This window comes from Shinella zoogloeoides (assembly GCF_030733845.1).
Lineage (GTDB): Bacteria > Pseudomonadota > Alphaproteobacteria > Rhizobiales > Rhizobiaceae > Shinella > Shinella zoogloeoides_C.
Genome location: NZ_CP132312.1, coordinates 232,724 through 257,500, shown reverse-complemented (window position 1 = coordinate 257,500; position 24,777 = coordinate 232,724). Strand labels below are relative to the sequence as shown.

Here is a 24,777-nt window from a genome sequence, read left to right as displayed (position 1 = left end):
TCGTCTTGTCGGCGCTGAGCGCCGCCATGATCGTCTCGCGATCGAAGCCGCGCGTCTCCAGTTCCCCGGCAAAGGTCGCCCGCTCGAGGAAGGAGAGATCCGCGCGCGCGCTGTTCTCCTGCCCCTGGGCGATGACATGGTCGCGGTCGGACAGAGCCTTGACGACGGCGCGGACCGGCCGGCCAAGCAGGCGGGCGGCCTTCGCGCGACGGTGGCCGAAGGCGATCTGGTAGGTGCCGTCCTTCGTGGGGTGCGGGCGCACGAGGATCGGCGAATCCTGCCCACGCACGCGCATCGCCTCGACGAGCTCCTGGAACTGCTGGTCGGAATGCACGAGGCGATCGGAAATGAAGGATTCCTCGATCTGGTCGGGTTCGAGCTCGATGACGACCTCGCCGGCCGTCAGCTTCGCCTCGATCTCCTTGGCCGCGTCCGCCTTGGCGGCCAACGCGTCGATGCTGCGGGTCACCGCGCCGAGAGCGCCGATGCCCTTGTAGGTAACGTGCTGGCGCGGCTCGTCCTGAACCGGGTTTACCGGCGTCAACTTTTCCGACGCCGGTGCTATCAGGTTGGAAAGAACGTTCTTGCGCGCCATGATCAACGCCCCCATGCCTTGTGAATGAGATCGACGATTTCCACGTTGACCGCCTCCATGGATTCCAGCGCACGGTCGTAGGTCGCCCGCGTGAATTGGCTGCGGTCCACCTCGTAGAGCGTCTGGTTGGTCAGCGCCGCATCCGCGATGGCGACGCTTCGCACCATCGGGCTGGTCAGCACATGCTGCTTGAACAGCGAACGCATGAAGGCGACCATCTGCGTCTGCGGTCCGTCCGCGGGATCGTAGCGGGTCACGAGATAGCGCAGCCAGTCGAGGTTCATGTTGCCGCCCGCGCTCTTCAGCGTGTTCAGCACCTCGCCCAGCATCTGCAGGAACTGGCACATCGACATGACGTCGAGCATCTGCGGATGCACGGTGATCAGCACCGCCGTCGCGCCGCAAATCGCGCTCATCGTCAGGAAGCCGAGCTGCGGCGGGCAGTCGATCACCACCACGTCGTAGTCGTCGGCGACGGAGGAGAGCGCCTCGTCGAGACGGGCGAAGAAGATGCGGCCGTAATCGCCGCTGTTGCCCTGTGCCAGGACGCGCGGCGTGTCGTGCTCGAATTCCATGAGTTCGAGGTTGCCCGGCACAATGTCGAGACCGGGGAAATTCGTCTTGCGGATGATCTCCTTCAGCGGCCGGCGCTGGTCGTCGTAGCGGATGGCGCCGTAAAGGGTCTCGTTCTCGTTGACGTCGAATTCCGGCTGGAACCCGTGGATCGCCGAAAGGCTTGCCTGCGGGTCGAGATCGACGGCGAGGACACGATGGCCGGTCAGAGCGAGATGCTGGGCAAGATGCGCGGTCGTCGTCGTCTTGCCGGAACCGCCCTTGAAGTTCACGACGGCGATGACCTGAAGGTGCTCGGCCCCGCGCCGGCGCGGCACATAGCGCTGACCGCGGCTGTTCTGCTCCAGATATTCACGCATCTCCTGCAATTGCTCGGCGGTGTAGGAGCGGCGGCCGGACGGCGTGACCTGCGGCAGCGGCCCCTTGGATTCGAGCGAGAGATTGCGCAGGTAGCCGCTGGTGACGCCGAGAAAATGCGCGGCCTCGCTCAGCTGGAACTGGCGCAGGTTCTTTTGCGCGACGGGCGGGAACATTTCCAGCCGGTGCTGCTTCAGCTTATCTGACAGTTCGTGCGCCTGTCCGATGATCAGTTGATCGACCTCGGAAATTGCCTGCCCGAACGTTGCGGCCATATTCATGTCCAGAATCTCAAGATGCGATTTCAAGCCTATATGAAGGATTAAATCGCATTTAGAACCGATTCTGATGTTAGAGCAAGGAATTAATGGTTAACGAAATGTAGCGGTGAGGCGCCCTACGCTGGCCTCTATCCGCTTGATCGTTGCCATTTTCAGGCACAGGCCGTCACAATCGCCTGCGGCGGTCCTTATAATATACCACAAAACCGTCCGAGACGGACGGTCGAACTCAACTCTTTTTCCGTTCTAGCGCAGAATGGCGGCCGCAAACAGGCCTCGGGGAGCTCTATCCACCGTCTATTGATTCGGCCGAGGGATGAAATACCGGCCGATATCCCGCACGCAGCGCCAGCACCGTCGAGGGCGGGGTGAGAAGCCCGTCGGCATGGTCGAGATGTTGTGGCGCAGCATAACCCGCAATGGTCCAGCGATACGCCAGCCCCGCGCGAAGCGTGAACACCTCCTTCCCGACGGCAACCACCGCGCCGCCGGGAAGGGCGGCCGGCGGGCCAGTGAATGGATGCAGCCGCTTTGTCCGGTGCATCAGGCGTTCGCCGTGCAGAACGGCGTCGATCGCACCGGCAGCGGGAAGCGCTTCCCCTCTTGCCGACGCCCAGCACGCGCGAAACCCTTCTGCCGCTTCCCGGCGGCAGAAGAAGCAGGGGCGGTGGCCGGCCGCTAGCGCCACGGCCTCATCGAGGAAGAACAGCTCCGTCCAGCTCCGGCCGCCCATCACGGTGCGGCGCCGCCCCTTGAAGTCGCAGGCACAGATCAGCCAGGCCTTGCTCGCCCAGCGTTTGGCAAGGAGCGTCCGCGTTGCCGGATCATGGATGATACCGCGATTGCCGGTGAAAAGGCCGCGCTGATCGATGGCGACGATCTCGCCGAAGGGGGTGACGCGATTTTGAAGCGGCATGGTGTGCCCTGCCTGAACGGCGCTCGGTTTCCGATTTCTTCTTGCCGCCATTCGTACCATAGTGGCGGGCGTCATCAACGGGCGCTACCGGATTCGGCCGGCGCCGAAGCAATCGAAGGTTCCCCATGCAGTCTCCCTGGCCCGAAGCCGGCACGCCGCTCGATCAGGTCGCAACCCCCATGCCCGTCATCGACGAAGACCGGCTCGCCGCCAATATCGCCCGCGCCCAGGCCTATATCGACCAGCACGGCAAGGCTTTCCGCCCGCACATCAAGACGCACAAGATCGTCGCCGTCGCGAAGGCGCAGCAAGAGGCCGGCGCGGTCGGCATCAACTGCCAGAAGATAAGCGAGGCAACCGTCTTCGCCGATGCCGGCTTCACGGACATCCTGATCACCTACAACATTCTCGGCGCGGCGAAGCTCGCCCGGCTGCGGGCACTGCATGAGCGCGTGCCGCATCTCAGCGTCGTCGCCGACAGCGCCGTGACGGTCGACGGGCTGGCCGGCGCCTTCGACGCGGCGCGTCCACTGACAGTGCTCGTCGAATGCGATACGGGCGGCAAGCGGTGCGGCGTGCAGACGCCGGAAGCCGCCGCGCAGCTCGCCGAACGCATCGCGGCCGCGCCCGCCTTGAATTTCGGCGGCATCCTCACCTATCCGGCACCGGGCGGCGCGGAGGCGGTCGAAGCCTTCATCACCGGGACGATGGCGCTTCTTGCCGCCAGGGGCATTGATTGCCCGGTCCGCTCCAGCGGCGGCTCGCCGGACCTCTACAAGGCCCATCTCGTGCCCTCCGCGACGGAGCATCGCGCCGGCACCTATGTCTACAACGACCGCAGCATGGTGCGCGCCGGCGAATGCAGCCGGGACGACCTTGCCATGCATGTCCTCGCCACGGTCGTCTCGCGCCCCGCGGAGGGCCGCGCCGTCCTCGACGCCGGCTCGAAGGCGCTGACTTCCGATCTGCTCGGCTTCAGCGACTTCGGCGAGATCGAGGGCTTCGAGGGCGCGCGCATCGTTTCGCTGTCGGAGGAGCATGCGGTAGTCGACATCGCGGCCTGCCGGGATACGTTCCCGCCGGTCGGCGGCCTCGTGAAGATCGTGCCCAACCATACCTGCGTCGTCAGCAACCTGTTCGACCGCATGGTCTTCCATCGCGACGGGATCGTCACGCGCGTGGAAGACGTCGCGGCGCGCGGCACGGTCTGGTGAGGCTTCCCAACGCGAAAGAGAAGGCCGGCGGTTTCGCCGGCCGCACCAATGACAGGAAAGACATCGATGGCTGACCACGACACGCCCTTCTTCATCGAGGATACCGACGAGAGCGAAATCTCCTCCGACGTCGCCGGCCTCGGCAACCTGCTGATGACCACGCATATTCCGCTGCGGGCGGATGGATCGCTGGAGACCGGCGATATCAGGACGCAGAGCATTGCGACACTGGAGAGCCTCAAGGCTTCGCTGGAAAAGGCCGGCAGCACCCTTGCCGACGTGCTGCACCTGACGATTTACCTCACCGACATGGCCGACCGCCCGGCCTTCAACAAGGTCTATTGCGCCTATTTCAAGAAGCCCTATCCGGTCCGTTGCGCCGTCGGCGTCAGCGCGCTTGCCGATCCCGGCATGAAGGTCGAGGTGACGGCCATGGCGGCGCGGCGCAAGCCTGCCTGAGCGAGCGGCGCCGCGGTCTTCGCGGCGTCCTTTCCGGCTTTCTGGAAGAGATGCCAGAGGCCGACCAGCCAATGAGCATATTTTCTATAAAAATAGTAGATTTAAGAAATCCGTGCCTGCTGCCACCCGTTTTCGTTTGCTATCCCTATGAACATCAGGGGTCACCAGCGGAGCGGGAACGATGAACGCCCATGTCGAAAACACGCATTTCAGCATCGCAAGCAAGGCACTGCTCGATCACCCGGCCGATGCCGACAGCCTGAAGGCGGCACTGCGCACGCTTGGCGGCGGGGTCAGCATCATCACGGCGGGGGAAGGGGAGGCCCGGACGGGCGCCACCGTCACCTCGGCGACGGCGCTCTCGGTCGAGCCGGCACGCATGCTCATCTCCCTCAACCGCACCTCCTCCACATGGCCCGTCGTCGAGCGCTTCGGCCATTTCGGCATCAACATCGCCGGTGCGGACCATGAAGCGCTCGCCAACCAGTTCGCCGGCCGCGGCGGCCTGCGCGGCCCCGACCGCTACCGCGGCGCGGAATGGACCACTGCCGTCAGCGGCGCACCGCTGCTGGTCGATGCGGTCGCGGCGATCGATTGTGCGGTCGAAGAGGCGATCGAGCGGCACAGCCATGTCATCGTCATCGGCAAGGTTCTGGCGATCCGCATCGGCGCCGGCCACTCGCTGCTCTATCAGGACGGCCGCTATCATGCCCTTGCCCGCTAAGGGCTAAGCGGCACCGGCCAATCATCCAATTTGCAATGCATGAACCCGCCGCCGGCGGGACCGAAGACTTGCGGCCGCATGCCGGCCGCCTTTCAGGAAAACGAAAGGACATGAGATGACACGCAAGATCAGGCTCGGCGCATTCCTTCCCGGTGGCGGGCAGCATATCGCCTCATGGCGGCACCCCGACCAGCCGGTGGACGGCGCAACCAGCCTCGAATTCCACAAGCAGCTCGCCCAGACGGCCGAACGCGGCCTCTTCGACGCCTATTTCCTGGCCGACAACCTCGCCGTCGGCTTCGGCGGCGCAAGGGAAGGCGGCAATGCCCGCGTGGCGGGCTTCGAACCTGTGACGCTCTTCTCCGCGCTCGCCCCCTTCACCAAAAATCTCGGCTTCATCGCCACGGCCTCCACGACCTATGAGGAGCCCTACAACACCGCACGCAAATTCGCCTCGCTGGATCTCCTCTCGGGCGGGCGGGCCGGCTGGAACGTTGTGACGACGACGGGCGATCCGACCGCGCAGAACTTCAACCGCGACACCCAGCTTCCTCATGCCGCGCGCTATCGCCGCGCCGCCGAGCATGTCGAGGTGGTCAGGAAGCTCTGGGACAGCTTTGAAGACGACGCCTTCATCCGTGAGAAGAAGACCGGCGTCTTCTACGATCCGCAGAAGCTGCATGAGAGCGAGCATCGCGGCGAGCATTTCCAGGTGCGCGGGCCGCTGAACGTTCCCAGGTCGCCGCAGGGGCATCCGGTCATCGTGCAGGCCGGCCAGTCCGAGGACGGCCGCGGACTGGCCGCCGCGACCGCCGAAGTAATCTTCACGGCGCACCAGCACATCGAGACGGCGCAGGAATTCTACCGCGACATCAAGGCACGCGCCCGCGGCCTCGGACGCAGCCCGGACCACATCCTCGTCATGCCCGGTTTCGCACCCTTCGTCGGCCGCACGCTGGAGGAAGCACAGGAGAAATACGAGCGCCTGACATCGCTGATCCTCGAGGAAGATGGCGTCGGCCTGCTCAACGGCCTCACCGGCGGCACGCTGGACCTGCGTGGCTACGACGTCGACGGCCCCCTGCCGCCCGCCCCGCCGACCGAGGGCATGAAGAGCCGCCAGGCGCTCATCCGCCAGATCGCGGACGAGAACAATTTCTCGATCCGTCAGCTCTATCAATGGGTTGCCACCGCGCGCGGCCACTTCACCATTGTCGGCACGCCCGAAACGATCGTCGATACGCTGCAGGAATGGTTCGAGAACGAGGCCGCCGACGGCTTCAACATCCTGCCGCCCTGGCTGCCGACCGCGCTCGACGATTTCGTCGATCTGGTGATCCCCGAACTGCAGCGCCGCGGCCTGTTCCGCACGCAATACGAGGGCACGACCCTGCGCGAAAACCTCGGCCTGCCGTTTCCCGTCAATCGCTGGGCCGGCGCCCGCACGGCCGTCCAGGCGGCGGAATAGGAGACGACCATGTCCTACGAAAACGTCAACTCCACCCTCGGCGCGGACTTCCGCCTCGCAAAGCGCCCACCGCCCGCGCTTACGGCAAAGGTGAACGCGGCCGTCTCCCCGTTCATCGCCCGCTACGGCTTGGTGATCGCCTTCCTCGCCCTATGGCAGATTTCGAGTACGCAGGGCTGGGTCAACCCGTCCGTCTTCCCGCCGCTCGACGTGATCGCCTCGGCCCTCTGGGACAGTCTTTCGAGCGGCGCGCTCGTCGATGACATCGCCATCAGCCTCCAGCGCTCCGGCATTGCCTTCGCCGCTGCGGTTGCCATCGGCATTCCGCTCGGCCTCGTCATGGGGCAGGCGCGCATCGTCGAACAGGCGCTCGATCCGCTGCTCCAGTTCTTCCGCCAGACATCGGCGCTCGCTCTCTATCCCGTCTTCATACTGCTGCTCGGGCTTGGCGAAACGTCGAAGGTCTTCGTCATCTTCTGGGCGACGCTCTTTCCGATCCTGCTCTCCACCATCGGCGGTGTGAAGGAAGTGGACAGGAAGCTCATCGAGATGGCGCGGACCTATGGGGCGAGCCGCCTGACGATCTTCCGCCGCGTCGTGCTGCCGGCCTCGGTCCCGGCGATCTTCGTGGGCCTGCGCCTCTCGGCCACCACGGCCCTGCTGCTGCTCATCGCCGCCGAAATGATCGGTGCCAACAAGGGCATCGGCTTCCAAGTGATGAACGCCCAGTACAATTTCCAGATCCCGCTGATGTTCGCCGCGATCCTGCTGCTGGCACTTCTCGGCCTTGCCGCCAATGCCGTGCTCGTCCTTCTCCAGCGCAAGCTATGCCGCTGGTCGCAGCCCGGCGCCTGAACCTCCTCCTCATTTTTCCAAAGGACACCCGACATGACCTTCCATTCCCGCAAGCTCCTCCTCTCCGCAGCCCTCTTCATAGGCCTTGCCGCCAATGCCTCGGCAGAAGACGTCAAGCTCCGCTTCCTGGCCAGCCAGGGCGGCCTCGCCGCCCATGAGCTGGCCGCAGAACTCGGCTATTTCGACGGAACCGGCATCACGCTCGAAAATGTCGGCTATGCCGGCGGCGGCCCGGCTTCGCTGATCGCGCTCGCCTCCGGCGACGTGGAGATCGGCAGCGCCGCCACCTCCGCCGTTCTCAATTCCATCGTCAGTGGCAACGACTTCGTCGCGGCCTATCCCTCGAACGGCATCAACAAGGAAGTGGAGTCGATCTTCTACGTCCTGGAAGACAGCCCCATCAAGTCGATCAAGGACATCGCCGGCAAGAGCATCGCCGTCAACACGCTCGGCGCCCATCTCGACTACACGATCCGCGAGGCGCTGCACTCGGTCGGCCTGCCGACGGACGCCGCCAACCAGATCGTCGTGCCGGGGCCGCAGCTCGAGCAGGTCCTGCGTTCCGGCCAGGTCGATATCTCCGCCTTCGGCTACTGGCAGACGACCTTCGAGGGCGTGGCGCGCAAGAATGGCGGTCTGCGCGCCGTCTTCGGCGATACGGAAGTCCTCGGAGAAATCGCCGGCGGCTTCGTGGTGCTGCGACGCGACTTCGTGAAGGCGCATCCGGAGGCGGCGAAGATCTTCGTCGAGCAGTCCGCCCGCGCGCTCGACTATGCCCGTGAACATCCGCAGGAAACCCGGGACATCCTTGCCAAGACGCTGAAGGCACGCGGCGAGAATCCTGATATCGCCCAGTATTTCCGCGGCTACGGCGTGCGCGCCGGGGGCCTGCCCGCCGAGCGCGACGTGCAGTTCTGGATCGACGTGCTGGTGCGCGAGGGCAAACTGAAGGAAGGCCAGCTCGCTGCCAAGGACGTGCTCTATTCGCCCGACGCGGCGACGAACTGAGGAACGACCATGAGCCTTACCTCCCAAACCGTTCGCGGAGAGGTGACGATCCGTCACCTCTCGAAATCCTTCACCCTCAACGGCAAGCCACTGCCGGTCCTCAGTGACGTCAACCTGAATATCCGCTCCGGCGAGAGCCTTGCCATCGTCGGCGCCAGCGGCTCGGGCAAAACGACGCTGCTGCGCATCCTCGCCGGGCTCGACCATGCCGATGGCGGCGAGGTGCTGATCGACGGCAAGGCCGTCAGGGGCGTCGGGGCGGAGCGCGCCGTCATCTTCCAGGAGCCGCGCCTCCTGCCCTGGCTGACGGTGCTGGAAAACGTCGCCTTCGGGCTCGACACGAGCGGCGTCGGCCGCGAGGAGGCGAAAAGCCGGGCCCGCCGCTATGTGCAGCTCGTCGGGCTTCAGTCCTTCGAGAACGCCTATCCGCGCCAGCTTTCCGGCGGCATGGCGCAGCGTGTCGGCATTGCCCGAGCCCTTGCCGTCCAGCCGGAAATCCTGCTGCTCGACGAGCCGCTCGGCGCACTCGACGCCATGACGAAGATCAGCATGCAGCAGGAGCTGACCCGCATCTGGCGCGACGAGGACGTGACCACCATCCTCGTCACCCACGATCTGGAGGAGGCGATCTATCTAGCCGACCGCATCCTCATCCTGCCGCGCGAGAAGAACGCGGCGCCGCGGCTGATCGAGATCGACCTGCCGCGCCCGCGTGACCGCAGCGCGCCGGAATTCGTGCGCCACCGGGAGGAACTGCTGAACCTCTTCGGGCTGCATTGACCGCAATCATCCACAAATGCCTTTGACCCTGCCTGCTCCGGCCGATAGACGAACGTCATCCGGCCGGGCGAGCGGGTCCTTTTTCGCGAAGCCCGGCCGGAACGGACAATCTTTCGACGGGGGCAGCCATGACCGATCTTTTCGACGCCGCGCCGCGCACCGGCTCGATGCCCCTTGCCGCTGAACTGCGCCCGGCGACGCTGGACGACGTGATCGGGCAGGAAAAGGTCATCGGCCCCGGTACGATGTTGCGACGACGCATCGCGGCCGGGCGGCTCGGCAGCATCATCCTCTATGGCCCGCCGGGCCTCGGCAAAACGTCGATCGCCCGCGCCATCGGCAACATGCTCGGCAAGAATTTCCGTCCGCTGCACGCCGCGCACAACAACGTCGCCGATATCCGCAAGATCGCGGACGAGGCGCGCATGCGCCCGACATTGCTCTTCGCCGACGAGGTGCATCGCTTCAGCGCCACCCAGCAGGATCACCTTCTGGCGCTCTGCGAGGAAGGCGTTGCCGACTTCATCGGCGCGACCACCGGCAATCCCTACCACACGCTGACGCCCGCGCTCATCTCGCGCTCGACCATCCTCAAGCTGGAGCCGTTGGCCATCGAGGAGATGGAGGAAGTGGTCCGGCGCGGCCTCCGTCATCTCGCCGACCGGGGCATCGAGGTTCGGCTGGAACCGGCCATGCTGCGCCGGATCGCCGGCCGCTCGGGCGGCGATGCCCGCCGCGCGCTGACGGTGCTGGAAAGCCTTGCGGTCGGCCACGCGGCAGGCGAGCCCGTGATCGTCACGGAAGCGATGGTCGAGGAAGCCTATGCCGCCGCGCCCGTCAATCACGACCGCTCGGGCGATGCGCATTACGACGTCGTCTCGGCTTTCGTGAAATCGATGCGCGGTTCCGATCCCGACGCGACGCTCTACTGGCTTGCCCGGCTCATCCACGGCGGCGAGGACCCGCGCTACATCGCCCGCCGCATCATGATCCACGCCTCTGAGGACGTCGGTCTCGCCGACAACACCGCCCTCCAGACCGCCGTCGCGGCGCTGCATGCGGTGGAGAAGATCGGTTATCCGGAAGCGCAGATCGTGCTCGCCCATGCCGCTCTGCACGTCGCCCGCGCGCCGAAATCAAACGCCGCCTGCCGCGGCATATCGCTGGCGCTTGCCCATGTGGCGAACGAAGCGCCGTCCTCCGTGCCGATGCATCTGCGCGATGCGCATTACAAGGGCGCGGCGGCGCTCGGCCATGTCGGCTACGCCTTCCCGCACGACGACGGGCGCGGCTGGAGCGATCAGGTCTATGCCCCGGACGTTGCCCGCGGCGCCTTCTACCAGAGCGACGCGCGCGATGCCGCGACCTTCGAGCGGCGCGCCGACGAGCACTGGGAGCAGGTGACCGGCCGACCGACGCCGCGCCGGTTTGGCGACAAACGCTAGTCAGGTTTCGGCAAGGCCGGCCCGGACGCGGTTGACGACCGTCCAGGCGAGCAGCACGCAGGCCATCGGCTGGATGTGCCACGTCCATTCCGGCAGCGTGCCGAAGCCCGCCACCAGCGCGCCCAGCGCGCCGAAGAGCAGCGCCCGGTCGCTCTTGCCCATCGGCCCCTCGTAGTTCCGGCCATTGCCATGGGCGACGCCGAGCACGCCTGCGAACTCCGTCAGCGTCGCGAGGAAGATGATCGCCGCCAGCCAGGGCAGGGAAAAGGGCGCGATCAGCGCGAAAGGCACATAGAGTGCGGCATCCGAAACGACATCCGCGATCTCGTTGAGATAGCCGCCGAGCGCGCTTTTCTGGCCATGCTCGCGGGCCAGCATGCCGTCGACGGCGTTGAAGGCCATGCGCAGGAACATCCAGACCGGGACGAGCGCGAAGAGCGCCGGCTCGGGCCGGGCGAGGAGAAGCGCGCCGATCCCGACGGAAACGACGGCCGCCACCAGCGTCACCTGATTGGCCGTGAGCCCCATGCCGGCCAGACGCCCTACCAGTGGACGAAGCAGGCTCTGAAAGGATGATTTCAGTTTATAGATCGACATGAACGCTCGAATCCGCTGGATTGCGTTCAACAAATGAAGACCCAACGCCATGAAATCAACTGCAAACATCGCTGCTCATCCGTATAGGGGAAGTGAGATCTGCATGAGGGGTGAGACAGCATGATGGAATCGGCGTTTGCGAGCCATGACGGCGTGGAGCTTTTCTACCGCTTCTGGCCCGCCCGCTCCGGCACGGCGAAGGGCGCGATCGTGCTCCTGCACCGCGGCCATGAGCATAGCGGCCGGGTGGCCCATATCGCCGAGGAACTCGGCCTCGACGATTTTTCGATCTACGCCTGGGATGCGCGCGGGCACGGCCGCTCGCCCGGCGAGCGCGGCCATTCGCCGTCCTTCGCCCATTCGGTGCGCGATCTCGACAGCTTCGTGCGCCATATAAGGGAGACGGGCGGGTTCGCCATGGACCAGATCGCCGTCGTCGCGCAGAGCGTCGGCGCCGTGCTGGCCGCCACCTGGGTGCACGACTATGCGCCTGACATCCGCGCGCTGGTGCTCGCCTCGCCCGCCTTCGACGTCAAGCTCTACGTGCCCTTCGCAAGGCAAGGCATCGCGCTCTGGCAGAAGCTGAAGGGCACGTTCTTCGTCAATTCCTACGTCAAGGCGCGCTTCCTGACGCACGATCCGGAGCGCATCGCCTCCTTCGAAGCCGATCCGCTGATAACCCGTCCCATCGCCTCCAATATCCTTCTGGAACTCTACGAGGCGGCCGACCGGGTGGTCGCCGACGCGCGCGCCATCACCGTGCCGACGCAGCTTCTCATCTCCGGAAGCGATTTCGTCGTGCGCCACGAGCCGCAGCACCGTTTCTTCGAAAATCTCGGCAGCACGATCAAGGAGCGGCATATCCTGCCCGGCTTCTATCACGACACGCTCGGCGAGCGGGACCGCGCCAAGGCGCTGGACAAGGTCCGCGCCTTCATCACGGCCCGTTTCGCGGAGCCGCCGGTCGTGGCGGATGTGCGGCGGGCGCATCTTTCCGGCTATACCCGCGACGAGGCCGATCGTCTGGCGACCCCGCTGTCGCTCTTCTCGCCGCGCGGGCTCTACTGGGCAATGACGCGGGCCTCCATACGCCTCGGCGGGTTGTTTTCCAACGGCATCAAGACAGGCATCCGCACCGGCTTCGATTCCGGCTCGACGCTGGACTACGTCTACGAAGACGAGCCGCGCGGCCTCGGACCGGGCGGACGGCTGATCGACCGGCAATTCCTCGATGCCATCGGCTGGCGCGGCATCCGCCAGCGGAAAATCCATCTGGAAGAGCTGATCGGCAAGGCGCTCGCGCGCCTCAAGGCGGAAGACAAGCCGCTCCGCGTGCTCGACATCGCCGCCGGGCACGGACGCTATGTGCTGGACGCGGTGATCGGCTCGCCGGCAAAGCCCGAAAGCATCCGCCTGCAGGACTATTCGCCAATCAACGTGGAGAAGGGCAGCGCGCTGATCGACGAACGCGGCCTGCGGGAGGTCGCATCCTTCCACCGGGCGGACGCGTTCGACACCGAAGGGCTCGCCGCCGTCGATCCGAAGCCGACCCTCGCCATCGTCTCCGGCCTCTACGAACTCTTCCCCGACAATGGCCAGATCGAAGCCTCGCTGGCCGGCCTGTCGCGGGCGCTGGAACCCGGATCGCTGCTGATCTACACCGGCCAGCCCTGGCACCCGCAGCTTGAGATGATCGCGCGGGCGCTGACATCGCATCGCGGCGGCGAGGCCTGGATCATGCGCCGGCGCACCCAGCAGGAAATGGACCAGCTCGTCGCCGCCGCCGGCTTCCGCAAGATCGAGCAGCGCATCGACAAATGGGGGATTTTCACCGTGTCTCTGGCGGAGCGCATCTGAGGACCGCATGGGGGAGGGGGTTGCATCCGTTCCGGCCGTCGACCGTCGCGCCGTCTTCCGCGCGGCGGCGCTCTGGCTCGCCGTCCTCGCGCCGTTCTTCTACCTCACCTACGGCACGGCGAACTGGCTGGCCTCGCTGCGCGCCGACGTGCCGAACCTCGCCTTCGGCTGGGAACGGTATATCCCCTTCATCGCCTGGACGATCGTTCCCTACTGGTCGATCAACGCCTTCTACGCGCTGTCGCTCTTCGTCAACGAGACACCGGAGGAGGTCGGCCGGCTGGCGCGGCGCTACCTCACAGCGCAGATCGTCGCCGTCGCCTGCTTCATCGCCTTTCCCTTGCAGGCGATTTTCGTGCGGCCGGAAACGGACGGCCTGCCGGGCTTCATGTTCGATGTCCTCGGCGGCTTCGACAAGCCGTTCAACCAGGCGCCGTCGCTGCATATCGCACTGCTCGTCATCATCTGGGATCACTGGCGCGGCCGGCTGCGCGGGGCGGGGCTCGCGCTCTGGCACGTCTGGAGTCTCTTGATCGGCCTTTCCGTGCTGACGACGCGGCAGCACCACATCATCGATATTCCCACCGGCGCGCTGCTCGGCCTCTTCGCCCTCTGGCTGTTTCCGCCGCGAAAACCCTCGCCACTCGCCGGCTTTCGACTGACGGACGATCCGAAGGCCTGGCGACTGGCAACTTGCTATGCCGCGGGCGCGGCGGCGCTTCTCGTGCTGACCGTGCTGGCGACGCGCGATTCCGGCGCCGGCCTGCTGCTCCTCTGGCCGGCCCTTGCCCTCGCCATCGTCGCGCTCGGCTATGCCGGCGCCGGGACGGCGGTGTTCCAGAAGCAGGCGGATGGCCGGATTACCCTCGCAAGCCGCTGGCTGCTCATGCCCTACCGGGCCGGCGCACGGCTCAATGTCCGCTGGTGGACCCGGCGGCTTCCGGCGGCGACCGAGATCGCGGACGGCATCTTCCTCGGCCGCGTCCCGAGGCGCCATGAGCTTTCGACCTATGTCGCCGTGATCGACATGGCGGCGGAATTGCCCGGCCTTGCCGTGGCGGGCCTTGCCTGGCGCGCCTTCCCCTCGCTCGACCTCATTCCCGTTCCCGCCGCCCGCATCCGCGATGCGGCCCTGGTGGTCGAGGAGGCGCGCCGCCACGGCCCGGTCCTGATCTGCTGCGCGCTCGGTTTCCAGCGCAGCGCCGTCGTCGCGGCCTGCGCCCTTGTCCGGGCGGGGCATGCCGGGAATGCCGCAGCGGCCGTCGCCCAGATCAAGGTGGCGGGAAGGCCCGTCCATCTTCCTTTCGAGGCCTATGCCCGCATCGAAGAGGCGGCGCGATGACCGAGTGGAAGACCCGCGCGACCGATGCCGCCCGGCGCCTCCGCCGTAACGCCCTTGCCGGCGGAGCGATGGCACTCCTCATTCTCGCCGTGGCCCCGCCGACGGCGGGTGCGCACGGCTTTACCGGGCCGCTCGCCTGGTGGCTGCTTCTCTTCTTCTGCCTGCTGCCGCTCGCGCTGTCGGTGCATCTCCTGTTCGATGCCGCGCTGTTCCGGCTCGCCGCATCCCACGAGGAAGAAACCACCGGACTTGCTGCCATCGACGACGTGCTCGCCCGCATGGGGCTTCGCAGCCGCGGCGGCGCGCCCGCGCCGCTCGACGCTCGCCTTGCGGGATGCCGCCGGCTCATCTGGAAACAGCGGATCGCGCTGATCGTGGGCGGGCTGCTCTACGCCGTGCTGCTGCTCGACACGGTGGATGGAGCGGGCCTGTGTTGAGCAACGGCGCTTCCCTCCTGCAAACCGTGTCCGGCGCGCTGCTCGCCGGCCTTTCGCGCGCCGTCACCGGCGTCAGGCCGATCTGGGCCGGCGCCGCGCCGAACGGCCGGCAGCGGATCTATTTCGCCAACCATGCCAGCCATGGCGACTTCATCCTGGTCTCGACCTGCCTGCATCCCGCCGAGCGCAGCCGCACCGCCGCCGTGGCCGGCGCCGACTACTGGAACGCCGACCCCGTCCGCCGCTTCATTTCCGGCAGGATGCTGCGGACGGTCCTCGTCGAGCGCAACTGGGTGGAGCGCACAGCCGATCCGATGCAGGTCATGCTCGCCGCGCTCGATGCGGGCCAGTCCCTGATCTTTTTCCCCGAAGGCACGCGCAACATGACGGAGGAGCCGCTGCTGCGCTTCCGCTCCGGCCTCTACAATCTCGCCGCCGCGCGTCCGAATGTCGAGCTCGTACCCTGCTGGATCGAGAACATGTCCCGCGTGCTGCCCAAGGGCGCGGTGCTGCCGGTGCCGCTGCTCTGCCGCGTCGTGTTCGGCGCACCGGTCGCGCTGGAGGAAGGGGAGGACCGCAAAGTGTTTCTCGATCGTGCAAGGCAGGCGCTGCTGGCGCTTGCGCCCAGGAAGGATGGAACCCGTTGATCAGCGACGACACCACACGCCTCGCCCTCGGCCTTGTCGCCGTGCTCGTCACGGCGAGCGTCGTTGCAGGGGTATTGTCCTACCGTAGCGCCAAGCCGCTGCCCTCCACGCTCGAAAACCTCAATGCGCGCATCAAGGCCTGGTGGATCATGGTGGCGGGCATCAGCCTCGCCTTCCTGTTCGGCACAGGCGGCGTGATCCTGCTCTTCGCCTTCGTCTCCTTCGCGGCGCTGCGCGAATATGTGACGCTTACCAATACCCGCCATGCCGACCGCTGGACGCTCATCGGCATGTTCCTCATCGTCATACCGGTGCAATATTACCTGATCTGGATCGACTGGTACGGGCTCTACGCGATCTTCATCCCGGTCTACTGCTTCCTCGCCATGCCGGCGCTGACGGCGATCCGCGGCGACACCTCCCGTTTCCTCGAACGGGTCAGCGAGCAGCAATGGGGCATCATGCTGTCCGTCTACTGCATCAGCCATGTGCCGGCGCTGGTGACGCTGCCCATTCCGGGCAACGAGGGACGCGGCCTGCTGCTCATCGCCTTCCTGATCGCGACCGTGCAGGGCAGCGACGTGCTGCAATACATCTTCGGAAAGCTGTTCGGCCGGCACAAGGTCGCGCCGAACATCTCGCCCTCGAAGACCTGGGAGGGACTGGTCGGCGGCATTGCGAGCGCGTCCCTGCTCGGCGCCGGGCTCTACTGGCTGACGCCCTTCTCGCCGGTCGAGGCGGGTGTCCTTGCGGGCCTTGCCTGCATCATGGGCTTTTTCGGCGGCCTCGTCGCCTCCGCCATCAAGCGCGACCGCGGGGTGAAGGACTGGGGCCATATGATCGAGGGCCATGGCGGCATGCTGGACCGGGCCGACAGCCTCGTCTTCGCCGCGCCCGTCTTCTTCCACATCGTCCGCTACACCTGGACGTGATCAACGCCGTTTCGGCATCGGCACAAGCGGCCCGAGGCTGTCGAGATAGGCCGACGCGCCGCCATTCTCGTAGGTGGAGAAGGTAACGGTGCGGTCGCGGTAGGATTTCAGCACCTGGCCGAGGCCGTTGGCCCCTTCCGCGCGCACCTGGCGCACCAGGCCGAGATCGATGTTGATCGGGAAGATTTCCGTCACCTGGCCGCACTGGTGCACGACATTGCCGGTCGGATCGGCCACGAGCGAGCGGCCGACGCCGCCGGCATCGAGCCCGTTCACGTCGACGACATAGCAGGAGAACATCGCCGCCGTCGCCTGCACGATGGCAAGCTCCGCCTTGCGGTCCGTCGTACCGGTCAGCACGGGATGGATGAGCACCTCCACGCCCGCCGACGTCAGCGTGCGCGTCGTCTCGGGGAACCAGATGTCGTAGCAGATGGAAAGGCCGAAACGGCCCACATCCGGCACGTCGAAGATCAGGAAGTCGGTCCCGCCCGTCACGCCCGCCTCGAAGGGCATGAAGGGGAACATCTTGTCATAGCGCCCGACGACCTCGCCGTCCGGGTTGATGACGATGGAGTGGTTGTACGTCCTGCCGTCGCGGTGCACGAAGTAGCTGCCGGGAATGATCCACACCCGGTGCTTCGCGGCGAGCGCCTGGAAAACGGCTTCGTCCGCCGCCGGGTTCTCCGCCGCGCAGGCATGCAGCGGACCGTGCATGGCAAGCTCGGAAAAGACGATCATGTCCGTGCCCGGATAGAGCGCCATGGTCTTTTCGATCTCGATCGTCATCGCCGGGATGTTGCGGCCGGAGATCGGTACGGGCATCTGGACGCCTGCGATCAGGAAGCGGGTATTTTCCCGGCGGCCGGTGGAGGTCGGCAGGACGCTTGCGTCGGAAAGGGAGCCTGACATCATTTCCAGATCTCGATGAAACTATTTGCCCGCGCGTGGCGCGGGCCGCGCCGGCACGCCCCGGGGCGAGGGGGAGACCAGATCGTCGAAGGCGACGCCGCGGTAGCGCTTGCTCGATTTGAGCACGATATAGCTGGAGAGGTTGCCGATCTTGGGACCGAGCCGCAGCAGCTCATCCGACAGCATCTGGTAGGAGCCGATATCAGGGCAGACGAAGCGCACGAGATAGTCGATCGGACCGCTGACCTTGGTGCATTCCACCACGTAGCGCATCTCCTCGACCATCTTCTCGAAGATCTCGAAATCCTCCAGACCATGGCTGTTGAGCGTCACCGCGGCGATGACGTCCACATGGCGGCAGACCTTCGCGAGATCGATGCTGGCATGGTAGCTGTTGATAACGCCGGCCTTTTCGAGGCGCTTGACGCGCTGAAGGCAGGGGCTCGGCGAGAGGCCCACGGCATCGGCCAGTTCCTGGTTCGTCACGCGCGCATTGGCCTGAAGACATGCCAGAATGCGCAAGTCGATCTGATCGAGCCGGATCGACCCGTCTTCATCCTTCATTCACTCGCCCCCTGCATGGACCGGGCCATGCGGCCTCCCGATGAGCGTGGCCCGAAGCCTCGAACCATAAGGATACGTTTGTTCCGACCCTGTCAAGCTGGCCTCCGGACCACATTGCGGCTCCCCCGCAAGACCCCGGGCACCGGCGATAAAAACTGTCGCAAAGGGCATGGCACGCAGCAGCAAGTGCCGGAAGACGACAGAAATACGGCAGCACCTTTGCCGCGCCCGGCGCTACAGTTTGCCATGTTGGAGGACATCGGAGGGGAGAACGATGGCATCATCTATCCTTGAGCAGATCACGCGCAAGAAGCCGGTCGACCGGCTCGTGGCCGACACGTCGGGCGCGGGTGACGGACACGGCCATCTCGGGCGCTCGATCACGCTGTTCCAGTTGATCATGTTCGGCGTCGGCGCGACGATCGGCACGGGTATCTTCTTCGTGCTGAGCGAGCAGGTGCCGGTTGCCGGGCCCGCAGTGGTCATCTCCTTCGTCATCGCGGCGGTCGCGGCCGGCCTTTCGGCGCTCTGCTATGCGGAAATGAGTTCGATGATCCCGGTCTCGGGCTCCTCCTATTCCTATGCCTATGCGACGCTCGGCGAGGGCATCGCCTTCTTCGTCGCCGCCTGCCTGGTGCTGGAATACGGCATCTCCGCCGCCGCCGTTGCGGTGGGCTGGGCCGAATATGTCGAGAAGCTGCTTTTCAACATCACCGGCATCGTGCTGCCTGGCTGGATGATCAAGGGGCCGATCACCATCGTCGATGGCGATCATCCCTTCGCCATGGCCTTCTTCCAGGAAGGCTCCGGCATCATCAACCTGCCGGCCGTCATCCTCGTCATGCTCTGCTGCGTCCTGCTGCTGCGCGGCGCGAAGGAATCGGCCCGCGCCAACGCCATCATGGTGCTGGTCAAGCTCGCCGTGCTCGCGCTCTTCATCGTGATCGCCGGAAGCGCCTTCAACAGCGCCAACTTCACGCCCTTCTTCAATGAAAGCGGCTTCGGCGGGGTACAGGCGGCCGCGGCCTCCATCTTCTTCACCTTCGTCGGCCTCGATGCCGTTTCCACGGCGGGCGAGGAAGTGGTCAACCCGCGGCGCAACCTGCCGATCGCCATCATCTCGGCGCTCGTCATCGTTACCGGCTTCTATGTGCTTGTCGCCCTCGCGGCGCTCGGCGTGCAGCCGGCCGGCGCCTTCGAGGGCCAGGAAGCCGGCCTTGCCACCATCCTGCAGAACCTCACGGGCGCCGCCTGGCCGGCAAACCTGCTTGCCGCCGGCGCGGTGATCTCGATCTTCTCCGTGACGCTGATCGTGCTCTACGGCCAGTCGCGCATCCTCTTCGCGGTCTCGCGCGACGGCCTTCTGCCCTCGATCTTCCACAAGGTCGATCCGCGCAGCATGACGCCGGTCGCCTGCACGATCATCGTCGCGATCTTCGTCTCGCTGATCGCCGCCTTCGTGCCCTCGGGCCTCTTGTGGGACCTGACCAGCATGGGCACACTCACCGCTTTCACCGTGGTTTCGGCCGGCGTCCTGATCCTGCGGTATACGCAGCCGGACATGCCGCGCGGCTACCGGGTGCCCTTCGGCCCCGTCCTGCCGATCCTCTCCATCACGGCCTGCCTTTACCTGATCTTCAAGCTGAGCTGGATGGTCTACGCCATCACCGGCGTCTGGGTCGCGATCGCGGCGCTCGTCTATTTCGGTTATTCCGCCCGCAATTCGCGGCTTGAAAAGCCGGATGCCCTCGGCGAGGCAGCGGAATGAAGATCCTCGTCGGACTTTCCGCCGACCAGGGCGGACAGGAGGCATTGGCGCTGGGCGCGATGCTCGCCCGGTCCTGCAAGGCCTCGCTTTTCGCCTGCACCGTGACGCCCGACACCTGGGGGCATCCCTCGCCGGCGCGCGTCGACGGCGAATATGGCAGCTTCCTCGCCCGCCACACGGTAACGGTTCAGGCAGAGGCGAAAGCGGCGCTGCCCGCCGACGTCACCGCCGAGTTCATGGCCGTTTCCGCCCCTTCGGCCCGCGAGGGCCTGATCAGGGCCGCCTCGGATATCGGGGCCGACTGCCTCGTGCTCGGCTCGGCACGCGAAGCGCCGCTCGGCTATTTCGGCGAGGGCGGCGTGACGACGGAATTGCTGCGCTCGGCGCATCTGCCGATCGCCGTGGCGCCGCACGGCTATTCGGCCGGGCCCGGGACCCTTGTACGACGGCTCAGCGCCGCCTATTCCGGCTCGTCTTCGGCACCCGGCATCGTCGCGCGCAGCGCCGCACTGGCCCGGGAATACACGGTTCCGCTCCGTCTCGTGACCTTCGTGGTGCGCGACAAGCAGATGTACCCGACGGGCGCGGGCTACGACGCGGAGCAGTTCGTTTCCAACGTGCTGCGCGAACAGGCGCGGGATGCCCAGACGGCCCTGCTGGCGGATCAGAAGGGCCTGTCCGCCGAAATCGCGGACGGGCCGACCTGGAAGGCCGCCTTCGAGTCGCTCTCCTGGGAGGAGGGAGAACTGCTCGTGCTCGGCTCCAGCAAGCTCGGGCCGATCCTGCGCGTCTTCCTCGGTTCGAACGCCCGCAAGATCGTGCACAACGCGCCCGTGCCCTGCCTTATCCTGCCCCGGGCCGAAGAATAATCGAAAAGGGGTATTCCAGCCGTTCGGGCAAGTCTCGTAGAGTGCAGTCAGGTCGGGGCAAAAGACGTGAAACACCGCCCCGCCGGAGGAAAACAGATGACGACAAAGACCTTCAACCAGCCGCTGGGCGGCAACGAAATGCCGCGCTTTGGCGGCCCCGCCACCATGATGCGCCTGCCGACGCAGCCGACCTCGGAAGGGCTCGACGCCTGCTTCGTCGGCATTCCCATGGATATCGGCACGTCGAACCGGCCGGGCACGCGCTTCGGGCCGCGGCAGATCCGCACCGAGAGCTGCATGATCCGCCCCTACAACATGGCGACCCGCGCCGCCCCCTTCGAAAGCCTGCAGGTCGCCGATATCGGCGACGTCGCGATCGACACGTTCAACCTGCCGAAATGCATCGACATCATCACCGATGCCTATCGCGACATCATCAAGAACGACTGCATCCCGCTGACGCTCGGCGGCGACCACACGCTCTCCTATCCGATCCTGCGGGCGATGGCGGAAAAACACGGCCCCGTCGGCCTTATCCATGTCGATGCCCATGCCGATATCAACGAGCACATGTTCGGTGAGCCGATCGCCCACGGCACACCGTTCCGCCGCGCGGTCGAGGCCGGCGTGCTCGACACCAAGCGCTGCATCCAGATCGGCGTGCGCGGCACGGGCTATGCCGCCGACGATTTCGACTGGTCGCGCGAGCAGGGTTTCCGCGTGGTGCAGGTGGAAGAGTGCTGGCACAAGTCGCTGACGCCGCTGATGGAGGAAGTCCGCGCGCAGATGGGCGACCGCCCGGTCTATCTCTCCTTCGACATCGACAGCCTCGATCCGTCGATCGCGCCCGGCACCGGCACGCCCGAGATCGCCGGCCTCAACACGATCCAGGCGCTGGAGATCATCCGCGGCTGCTGGGGCCTCAACCTCGTCGGCTGCGACCTCGTCGAGGTCTCCCCGCCTTACGATCCCTCGGGCAACACGGCGATCACGGCGGCCAACCTTCTCTTTGAAATGCTTTGCGTCCTTCCGGGCGTGCAGAGGCGATAACATCATGGCAGACACCCGTCTCACCACCGGCGAATACCTCGTCCGTCTCCTGGAATCCTACGGCGTCGAACTGATCTTCGGCATCCCGGGCGTCCACACGGTCGAACTCTATCGCGGCCTGCCGGCCACGAAGATCCGCCACGTCACGCCGCGCCACGAACAGGGCGCGGGCTTCATGGCCGACGGCTATGCGCGCGTGACGGGCAAGCCGGGTGTCTGCTTCATCGTCACCGGCCCGGGCATGACCAACATCGCCACCGCTATGGGCCAGGCCTATGCGGATTCGGTGCCGATGCTGGTCATCTCGGCGGTGAATTCGCGCGCAGAGCTCGCCATGGGGCAGGGGCGGCTGCATGAACTGCCCTCCCAGCGCAATCTCGTGGCCGGTGTTGCCGCCTTCAGCCACACGCTGCTCGATCCCGCTCAGCTTCCCGAGGTGATGGCGCGCGCCTTCACCGTGTTCAATTCCGGGCGCCCGCGCCCCGTCCATATCGAAATCCCGCTCGACGTGATCGTCGCCGAAGCGGAGCACCTCTCCGCGGACGCCTGGCCGCTGCCGGGCCGCGCCGCCGCAGATCCTTCGGCCATCGAGAAAGCAACATCGATCCTCAAGGCCGCCAAGCGTCCGATGATCGTCGCCGGTGGCGGTGCCGCCGATGCGGCGGCGGAAATCACGGCCATCGCCGAAAAGCTCGACGCCCCCGTCTTCATGACGATCAACGGCCGCGGCATCCTGAAACCCGGCCATGCGCTGACCATGACCGGCAATCTCAGCATGCAGCCGCTGCTCGACGAGCTTGCGGCAAGCGACGCGATCCTCGCCATCGGCACGGAGTTCGGCGAGACGGAGATGTATCCCGAGCCGAAGCCGCTGACCTTCGGCGGCCCGCTCATCCGCATCGACATCGACCCGGCGCAGATCGTCACCGGCCTTCGCTGCGACGTGCCGATCGCCGCCGACGCAAAACTCGCCGCCGCCAGCCTCGACGCCGCTCTTGGCGAAACCCGCAAGACAGGCGACGGAGCGGCGCGGGCGAAGGCAGTCCGTGAAAAGGTGGCCGCCGGCCTGTGGCCCGCCTGCCGCACCCATGGCAGGCTGATGGAGATCGTCACCCGCGCGCTGCCCGATGCGACGGTTGCCGGCGACCAGACCGAACCGGTCTACGCGGTCAATCAGTTCTACCAGGCGCCGCAGGTGCGTTCCTTCTTCAACTCCTCCACCGGCTACGGCACGCTCGGCTACGGCCTGCCGGCCGCCTTCGGCGCCAAGCTCGGCGCGCCGGACCGTCCCTCCGTCTGCCTCATCGGCGACGGCGGCCTGCAATTCTCCGTGCAGGAACTGGCGAGCGCCGTGGAAGCGGGCATCGCCACGGCCGTCGTCATCTGGAACAACACCAGCTACGGCGAGATCAAGGCCTTCATGGCCGAGCGCGACATCCCGCAGATCGGCGTCGATATCTTCACGCCCGATTTCGTCGGCCTCGCAAAGGCGCTCGGCTGCGAAGCCTCGCGCCCGGCCTCCCTTGCGGAACTCGAAGGCGAACTCAAGGCCTCCGCCACCCGCAAGGTGCCCACCGTGATCGAAATCCAGGCAGGCTCCCCGCTTGCCGATGCGCTGACGGCGTGAGGCGAAGATGCGGCACCAGCTCTACATTGACGGTCGCTGGCAGGACCCTGTAGAGCCCGGCCGCATCCCGGTCTTCGATCCCTATCGCGGCACTGTCTACCATGAGGTCTCGGCCGGCGGCCCGGGAGACGTCGCCAAGGCCGTGGCCGCCGCCAAGGCGGCCTTCCCGGGCTGGCGCGATGCGGGCGGGCGCGAGCGCGCCCGCTATCTGGGCGCGATCGCGCAAAGGCTGCGGGACCGCGCAGAAGAGCTGGCTCGCCTCTCCTCGCGCAACAACGGCAAGCCGATCGCCGAGGCGCGCATCGACATGGCCGATGCGGCCGCGTCCTTCGCCTACTATGCCGAACAGGCCGTCGTCCTTCAGGAGCGACAGGATGCCGATGTGGCGCTTCCCGATAATGGTTTTCACGCCCGGCTGCGCCAGGAACCCGCGGGCGTCGCGAGCCTTATCGTGCCCTGGAACTTCCCGCTGGTGACGACCTCGTGGAGAGTTGCCCCGGCCCTTGCCGCCGGCTGTACCGTCGTGCTGAAACCCTCCGAGATCACCCCCGTCGTGGAGCTGGAACTCGGCGCTATCGCCGACGAGATCGGCCTGCCGCCCGGCGTGCTCAACATCGTCACCGGCACCGGCGAGCGTGTCGGCGCGCCGATGACGACCCATCCGGACGTGGCCAAGGTTTCTTTCACCGGCTCGAACGCCGTCGGCGCGCGCGTCATGGCGGCGGGTGCGCCGGGCGTCAAATCGGTGAGCCTGGAACTCGGCGGCAAATCGCCCATCGTCGTCTTCGCAAATGCGGATTTTGACGAGGCCGTGGAATGCGTGCTCGGCGGCATCTTCTTCAACGCCGGCCAGATGTGTTCGGCCACTTCTCGCCTTCTGGTAGAAAAACCCATTGCGCCAAAACTGATCGAGGCCATAATCGCCAGAAGCCGAGCCTTGAAGCCCGGCGATCCCCTGGACGAGGGCACAGAGATCGGCCCGATCACCATGAAGGCGCAGCATGACAAGGTGCTCGCCTATATCGAACGCGGCAAGGCCGAGGGCCTGTCGCTGCTGGCCGGCGGCGGCAAGCCGGCCGGCCTCGACGGCTGGTTCGTCGAGCCGACGATTTTCGGCGACGTGCCGGCGACCAGCGCCCTCTGGCGCGAGGAGATTTTCGGTCCGGTCCTGTGCATCCGCACCTTCGAGACGGAGGAGGAGGCCATCGCGCTCGCCAACGACTGCGACTTCGGCCTCGTCGCCACGGTCGTCAGCGGCGACGAGGAACAGGCGAACCGCGTGGCGGATGCCATCGAGGCCGGCCATATCTGGATCAACAGCCCTCAGGCCATTTTCGTCGAGACGTCGTGGGGCGGCTTCAAGGCGAGCGGCATCGGCCGCGAGCTCGGGCCGTGGGGCATGTCGTCCTATCTGGAAGTCAAACACGTCACATCGCGCCTGAAACGCTGACCAACCGACGGACCGGGGGGCATGTCGAAAAAGAAGAAAGAGAAGAAGAA

24 protein-coding genes (1 of these 24 running past the window's edge) are annotated in these 24,777 nt (G+C 66.1%); 18 read left to right on the top strand and 6 right to left on the bottom strand.

Annotation, left to right across the window (positions count from 1 at the left end):
* The 3 genes from repB to Q9316_RS21680 all read right to left on the bottom strand — a co-directional run.
* Window positions 1-595, bottom strand: partial view of a plasmid partitioning protein RepB gene (gene repB, locus Q9316_RS25720; protein ID WP_371878045.1) — the 5' end (the start) only. 2,933 nt of this gene lie to the left of the window's left edge; 595 of the gene's 3,528 nt are visible here — the first part of the coding sequence; its start codon is at window positions 593-595; its stop codon lies off the left edge, out of view.
* Between the two features lie 2 nt (window positions 596-597).
* Window positions 598-1,800 carry a plasmid partitioning protein RepA gene (gene repA, locus Q9316_RS21685; protein WP_371878044.1) on the bottom strand — a complete coding sequence of 401 codons (1,203 nt, stop codon included), beginning with the start codon at window positions 1,798-1,800 and terminating at the stop codon, window positions 598-600.
* Window positions 1,801-2,092: 292 nt separating this feature from the next.
* On the bottom strand, window positions 2,093-2,722 hold the full coding sequence (locus tag Q9316_RS21680; RefSeq protein ID WP_306035812.1) for a hypothetical protein: 630 nt from the start codon (window positions 2,720-2,722) through the stop codon (window positions 2,093-2,095).
* 125 nt (window positions 2,723-2,847) lie between these two features.
* Here Q9316_RS21680 and Q9316_RS21675 point away from each other — a divergent pair, with 125 nt between their 5' ends.
* From Q9316_RS21675 to Q9316_RS21640, 8 genes are all read left to right on the top strand, one after another.
* Window positions 2,848-3,936 (top strand): D-TA family PLP-dependent enzyme, encoded by a 1,089-nt coding sequence (locus Q9316_RS21675; protein ID WP_306035811.1) that lies wholly within the window; start codon window positions 2,848-2,850, stop codon window positions 3,934-3,936.
* Window positions 3,937-4,002: 66 nt separating this feature from the next.
* Window positions 4,003-4,395 (top strand): RidA family protein, encoded by a 393-nt coding sequence (locus Q9316_RS21670; RefSeq protein ID WP_306035810.1) that lies wholly within the window; start codon window positions 4,003-4,005, stop codon window positions 4,393-4,395.
* 181 nt (window positions 4,396-4,576) lie between these two features.
* Window positions 4,577-5,119: a flavin reductase family protein gene (locus Q9316_RS21665; RefSeq protein ID WP_306035809.1), complete on the top strand. Its 543-nt coding sequence runs from the start codon at window positions 4,577-4,579 to the stop codon at window positions 5,117-5,119.
* Between the two features lie 115 nt (window positions 5,120-5,234).
* Window positions 5,235-6,587 carry an LLM class flavin-dependent oxidoreductase gene (locus tag Q9316_RS21660; protein ID WP_306035808.1) on the top strand — a complete coding sequence of 451 codons (1,353 nt, stop codon included), beginning with the start codon at window positions 5,235-5,237 and terminating at the stop codon, window positions 6,585-6,587.
* A 9-nt stretch (window positions 6,588-6,596) separates the two neighbouring features.
* Window positions 6,597-7,442, top strand: a complete 846-nt coding sequence (locus tag Q9316_RS21655) for an ABC transporter permease (protein WP_306035807.1) — start codon at window positions 6,597-6,599, stop codon at window positions 7,440-7,442.
* 33 nt (window positions 7,443-7,475) lie between these two features.
* Window positions 7,476-8,450: an ABC transporter substrate-binding protein gene (locus tag Q9316_RS21650; RefSeq protein ID WP_306035806.1), complete on the top strand. Its 975-nt coding sequence runs from the start codon at window positions 7,476-7,478 to the stop codon at window positions 8,448-8,450.
* A gap of 9 nt (window positions 8,451-8,459) precedes the next feature.
* Window positions 8,460-9,230 (top strand): ABC transporter ATP-binding protein, encoded by a 771-nt coding sequence (locus Q9316_RS21645; RefSeq protein WP_306035805.1) that lies wholly within the window; start codon window positions 8,460-8,462, stop codon window positions 9,228-9,230.
* A gap of 128 nt (window positions 9,231-9,358) precedes the next feature.
* Complete coding sequence (locus tag Q9316_RS21640; protein WP_306035804.1) at window positions 9,359-10,675, top strand: replication-associated recombination protein A; 1,317 nt, start codon at window positions 9,359-9,361, stop codon at window positions 10,673-10,675.
* Here Q9316_RS21640 and Q9316_RS21635 read toward each other — a convergent pair whose 3' ends face one another.
* Window positions 10,676-11,272, bottom strand: coding sequence for a CDP-alcohol phosphatidyltransferase family protein (locus Q9316_RS21635; RefSeq protein ID WP_306035803.1), 597 nt, complete (start codon window positions 11,270-11,272; stop codon window positions 10,676-10,678).
* A 120-nt stretch (window positions 11,273-11,392) separates the two neighbouring features.
* On the opposite strand from Q9316_RS21635, the gene Q9316_RS21630 reads away from it, so the two are divergent.
* The 5 genes from Q9316_RS21630 to Q9316_RS21610 all read left to right on the top strand — a co-directional run bounded on the left by Q9316_RS21630 (window position 11,393) and on the right by Q9316_RS21610 (window position 16,487).
* Complete coding sequence (locus Q9316_RS21630) at window positions 11,393-13,129, top strand: bifunctional alpha/beta hydrolase/class I SAM-dependent methyltransferase (protein ID WP_306035802.1); 1,737 nt, start codon at window positions 11,393-11,395, stop codon at window positions 13,127-13,129.
* A 7-nt stretch (window positions 13,130-13,136) separates the two neighbouring features.
* Entirely contained in the window at window positions 13,137-14,471 is a 1,335-nt protein-coding gene (locus Q9316_RS21625) for a phosphatase PAP2/dual specificity phosphatase family protein (protein ID WP_306035801.1), read from the top strand.
* Between the two features lie 68 nt (window positions 14,472-14,539).
* Window positions 14,540-14,908, top strand: coding sequence for a hypothetical protein (locus Q9316_RS21620; RefSeq protein WP_443096512.1), 369 nt, complete (start codon window positions 14,540-14,542; stop codon window positions 14,906-14,908).
* Window positions 14,905-15,555: a lysophospholipid acyltransferase family protein gene (locus Q9316_RS21615; RefSeq protein WP_371878043.1), complete on the top strand. Its 651-nt coding sequence runs from the start codon at window positions 14,905-14,907 to the stop codon at window positions 15,553-15,555. Before Q9316_RS21620 ends, Q9316_RS21615 begins: the two co-directional genes overlap by 4 nt.
* Entirely contained in the window at window positions 15,555-16,487 is a 933-nt protein-coding gene (locus tag Q9316_RS21610; RefSeq protein ID WP_306035820.1) for a phosphatidate cytidylyltransferase, read from the top strand. The genes Q9316_RS21615 and Q9316_RS21610 overlap by 1 nt, the downstream gene beginning before the upstream one ends.
* On the opposite strand, the gene Q9316_RS21605 is transcribed toward Q9316_RS21610, so the two are convergent.
* Entirely contained in the window at window positions 16,488-17,402 is a 915-nt protein-coding gene (locus tag Q9316_RS21605) for a carbon-nitrogen hydrolase family protein (protein WP_306035798.1), read from the bottom strand. It abuts the gene before it with no gap.
* 18 nt (window positions 17,403-17,420) lie between these two features.
* Window positions 17,421-17,963 (bottom strand): Lrp/AsnC family transcriptional regulator, encoded by a 543-nt coding sequence (locus tag Q9316_RS21600; protein ID WP_306035797.1) that lies wholly within the window; start codon window positions 17,961-17,963, stop codon window positions 17,421-17,423.
* 274 nt (window positions 17,964-18,237) lie between these two features.
* Here Q9316_RS21600 and Q9316_RS21595 point away from each other — a divergent pair, with 274 nt between their 5' ends.
* The 5 genes from Q9316_RS21595 (at window position 18,238) to Q9316_RS21575 (ending at window position 24,727) form a co-directional block, all read left to right on the top strand.
* On the top strand, window positions 18,238-19,731 hold the full coding sequence (locus Q9316_RS21595; protein ID WP_306035796.1) for an APC family permease: 1,494 nt from the start codon (window positions 18,238-18,240) through the stop codon (window positions 19,729-19,731).
* Entirely contained in the window at window positions 19,728-20,600 is an 873-nt protein-coding gene (locus Q9316_RS21590; protein WP_306035795.1) for a universal stress protein, read from the top strand. The genes Q9316_RS21595 and Q9316_RS21590 overlap by 4 nt, the downstream gene beginning before the upstream one ends.
* Window positions 20,601-20,696: 96 nt before the next feature.
* Entirely contained in the window at window positions 20,697-21,650 is a 954-nt protein-coding gene (gene speB / locus Q9316_RS21585; RefSeq protein ID WP_306035794.1) for an agmatinase, read from the top strand.
* Window positions 21,651-21,654: 4 nt separating this feature from the next.
* Window positions 21,655-23,277, top strand: a complete 1,623-nt coding sequence (locus tag Q9316_RS21580; protein ID WP_306035793.1) for a 5-guanidino-2-oxopentanoate decarboxylase — start codon at window positions 21,655-21,657, stop codon at window positions 23,275-23,277.
* Window positions 23,278-23,284: 7 nt separating this feature from the next.
* On the top strand, window positions 23,285-24,727 hold the full coding sequence (locus Q9316_RS21575; protein WP_306035792.1) for an aldehyde dehydrogenase family protein: 1,443 nt from the start codon (window positions 23,285-23,287) through the stop codon (window positions 24,725-24,727).
* The last annotated feature ends 50 nt before the right edge of the window (window positions 24,728-24,777 follow it).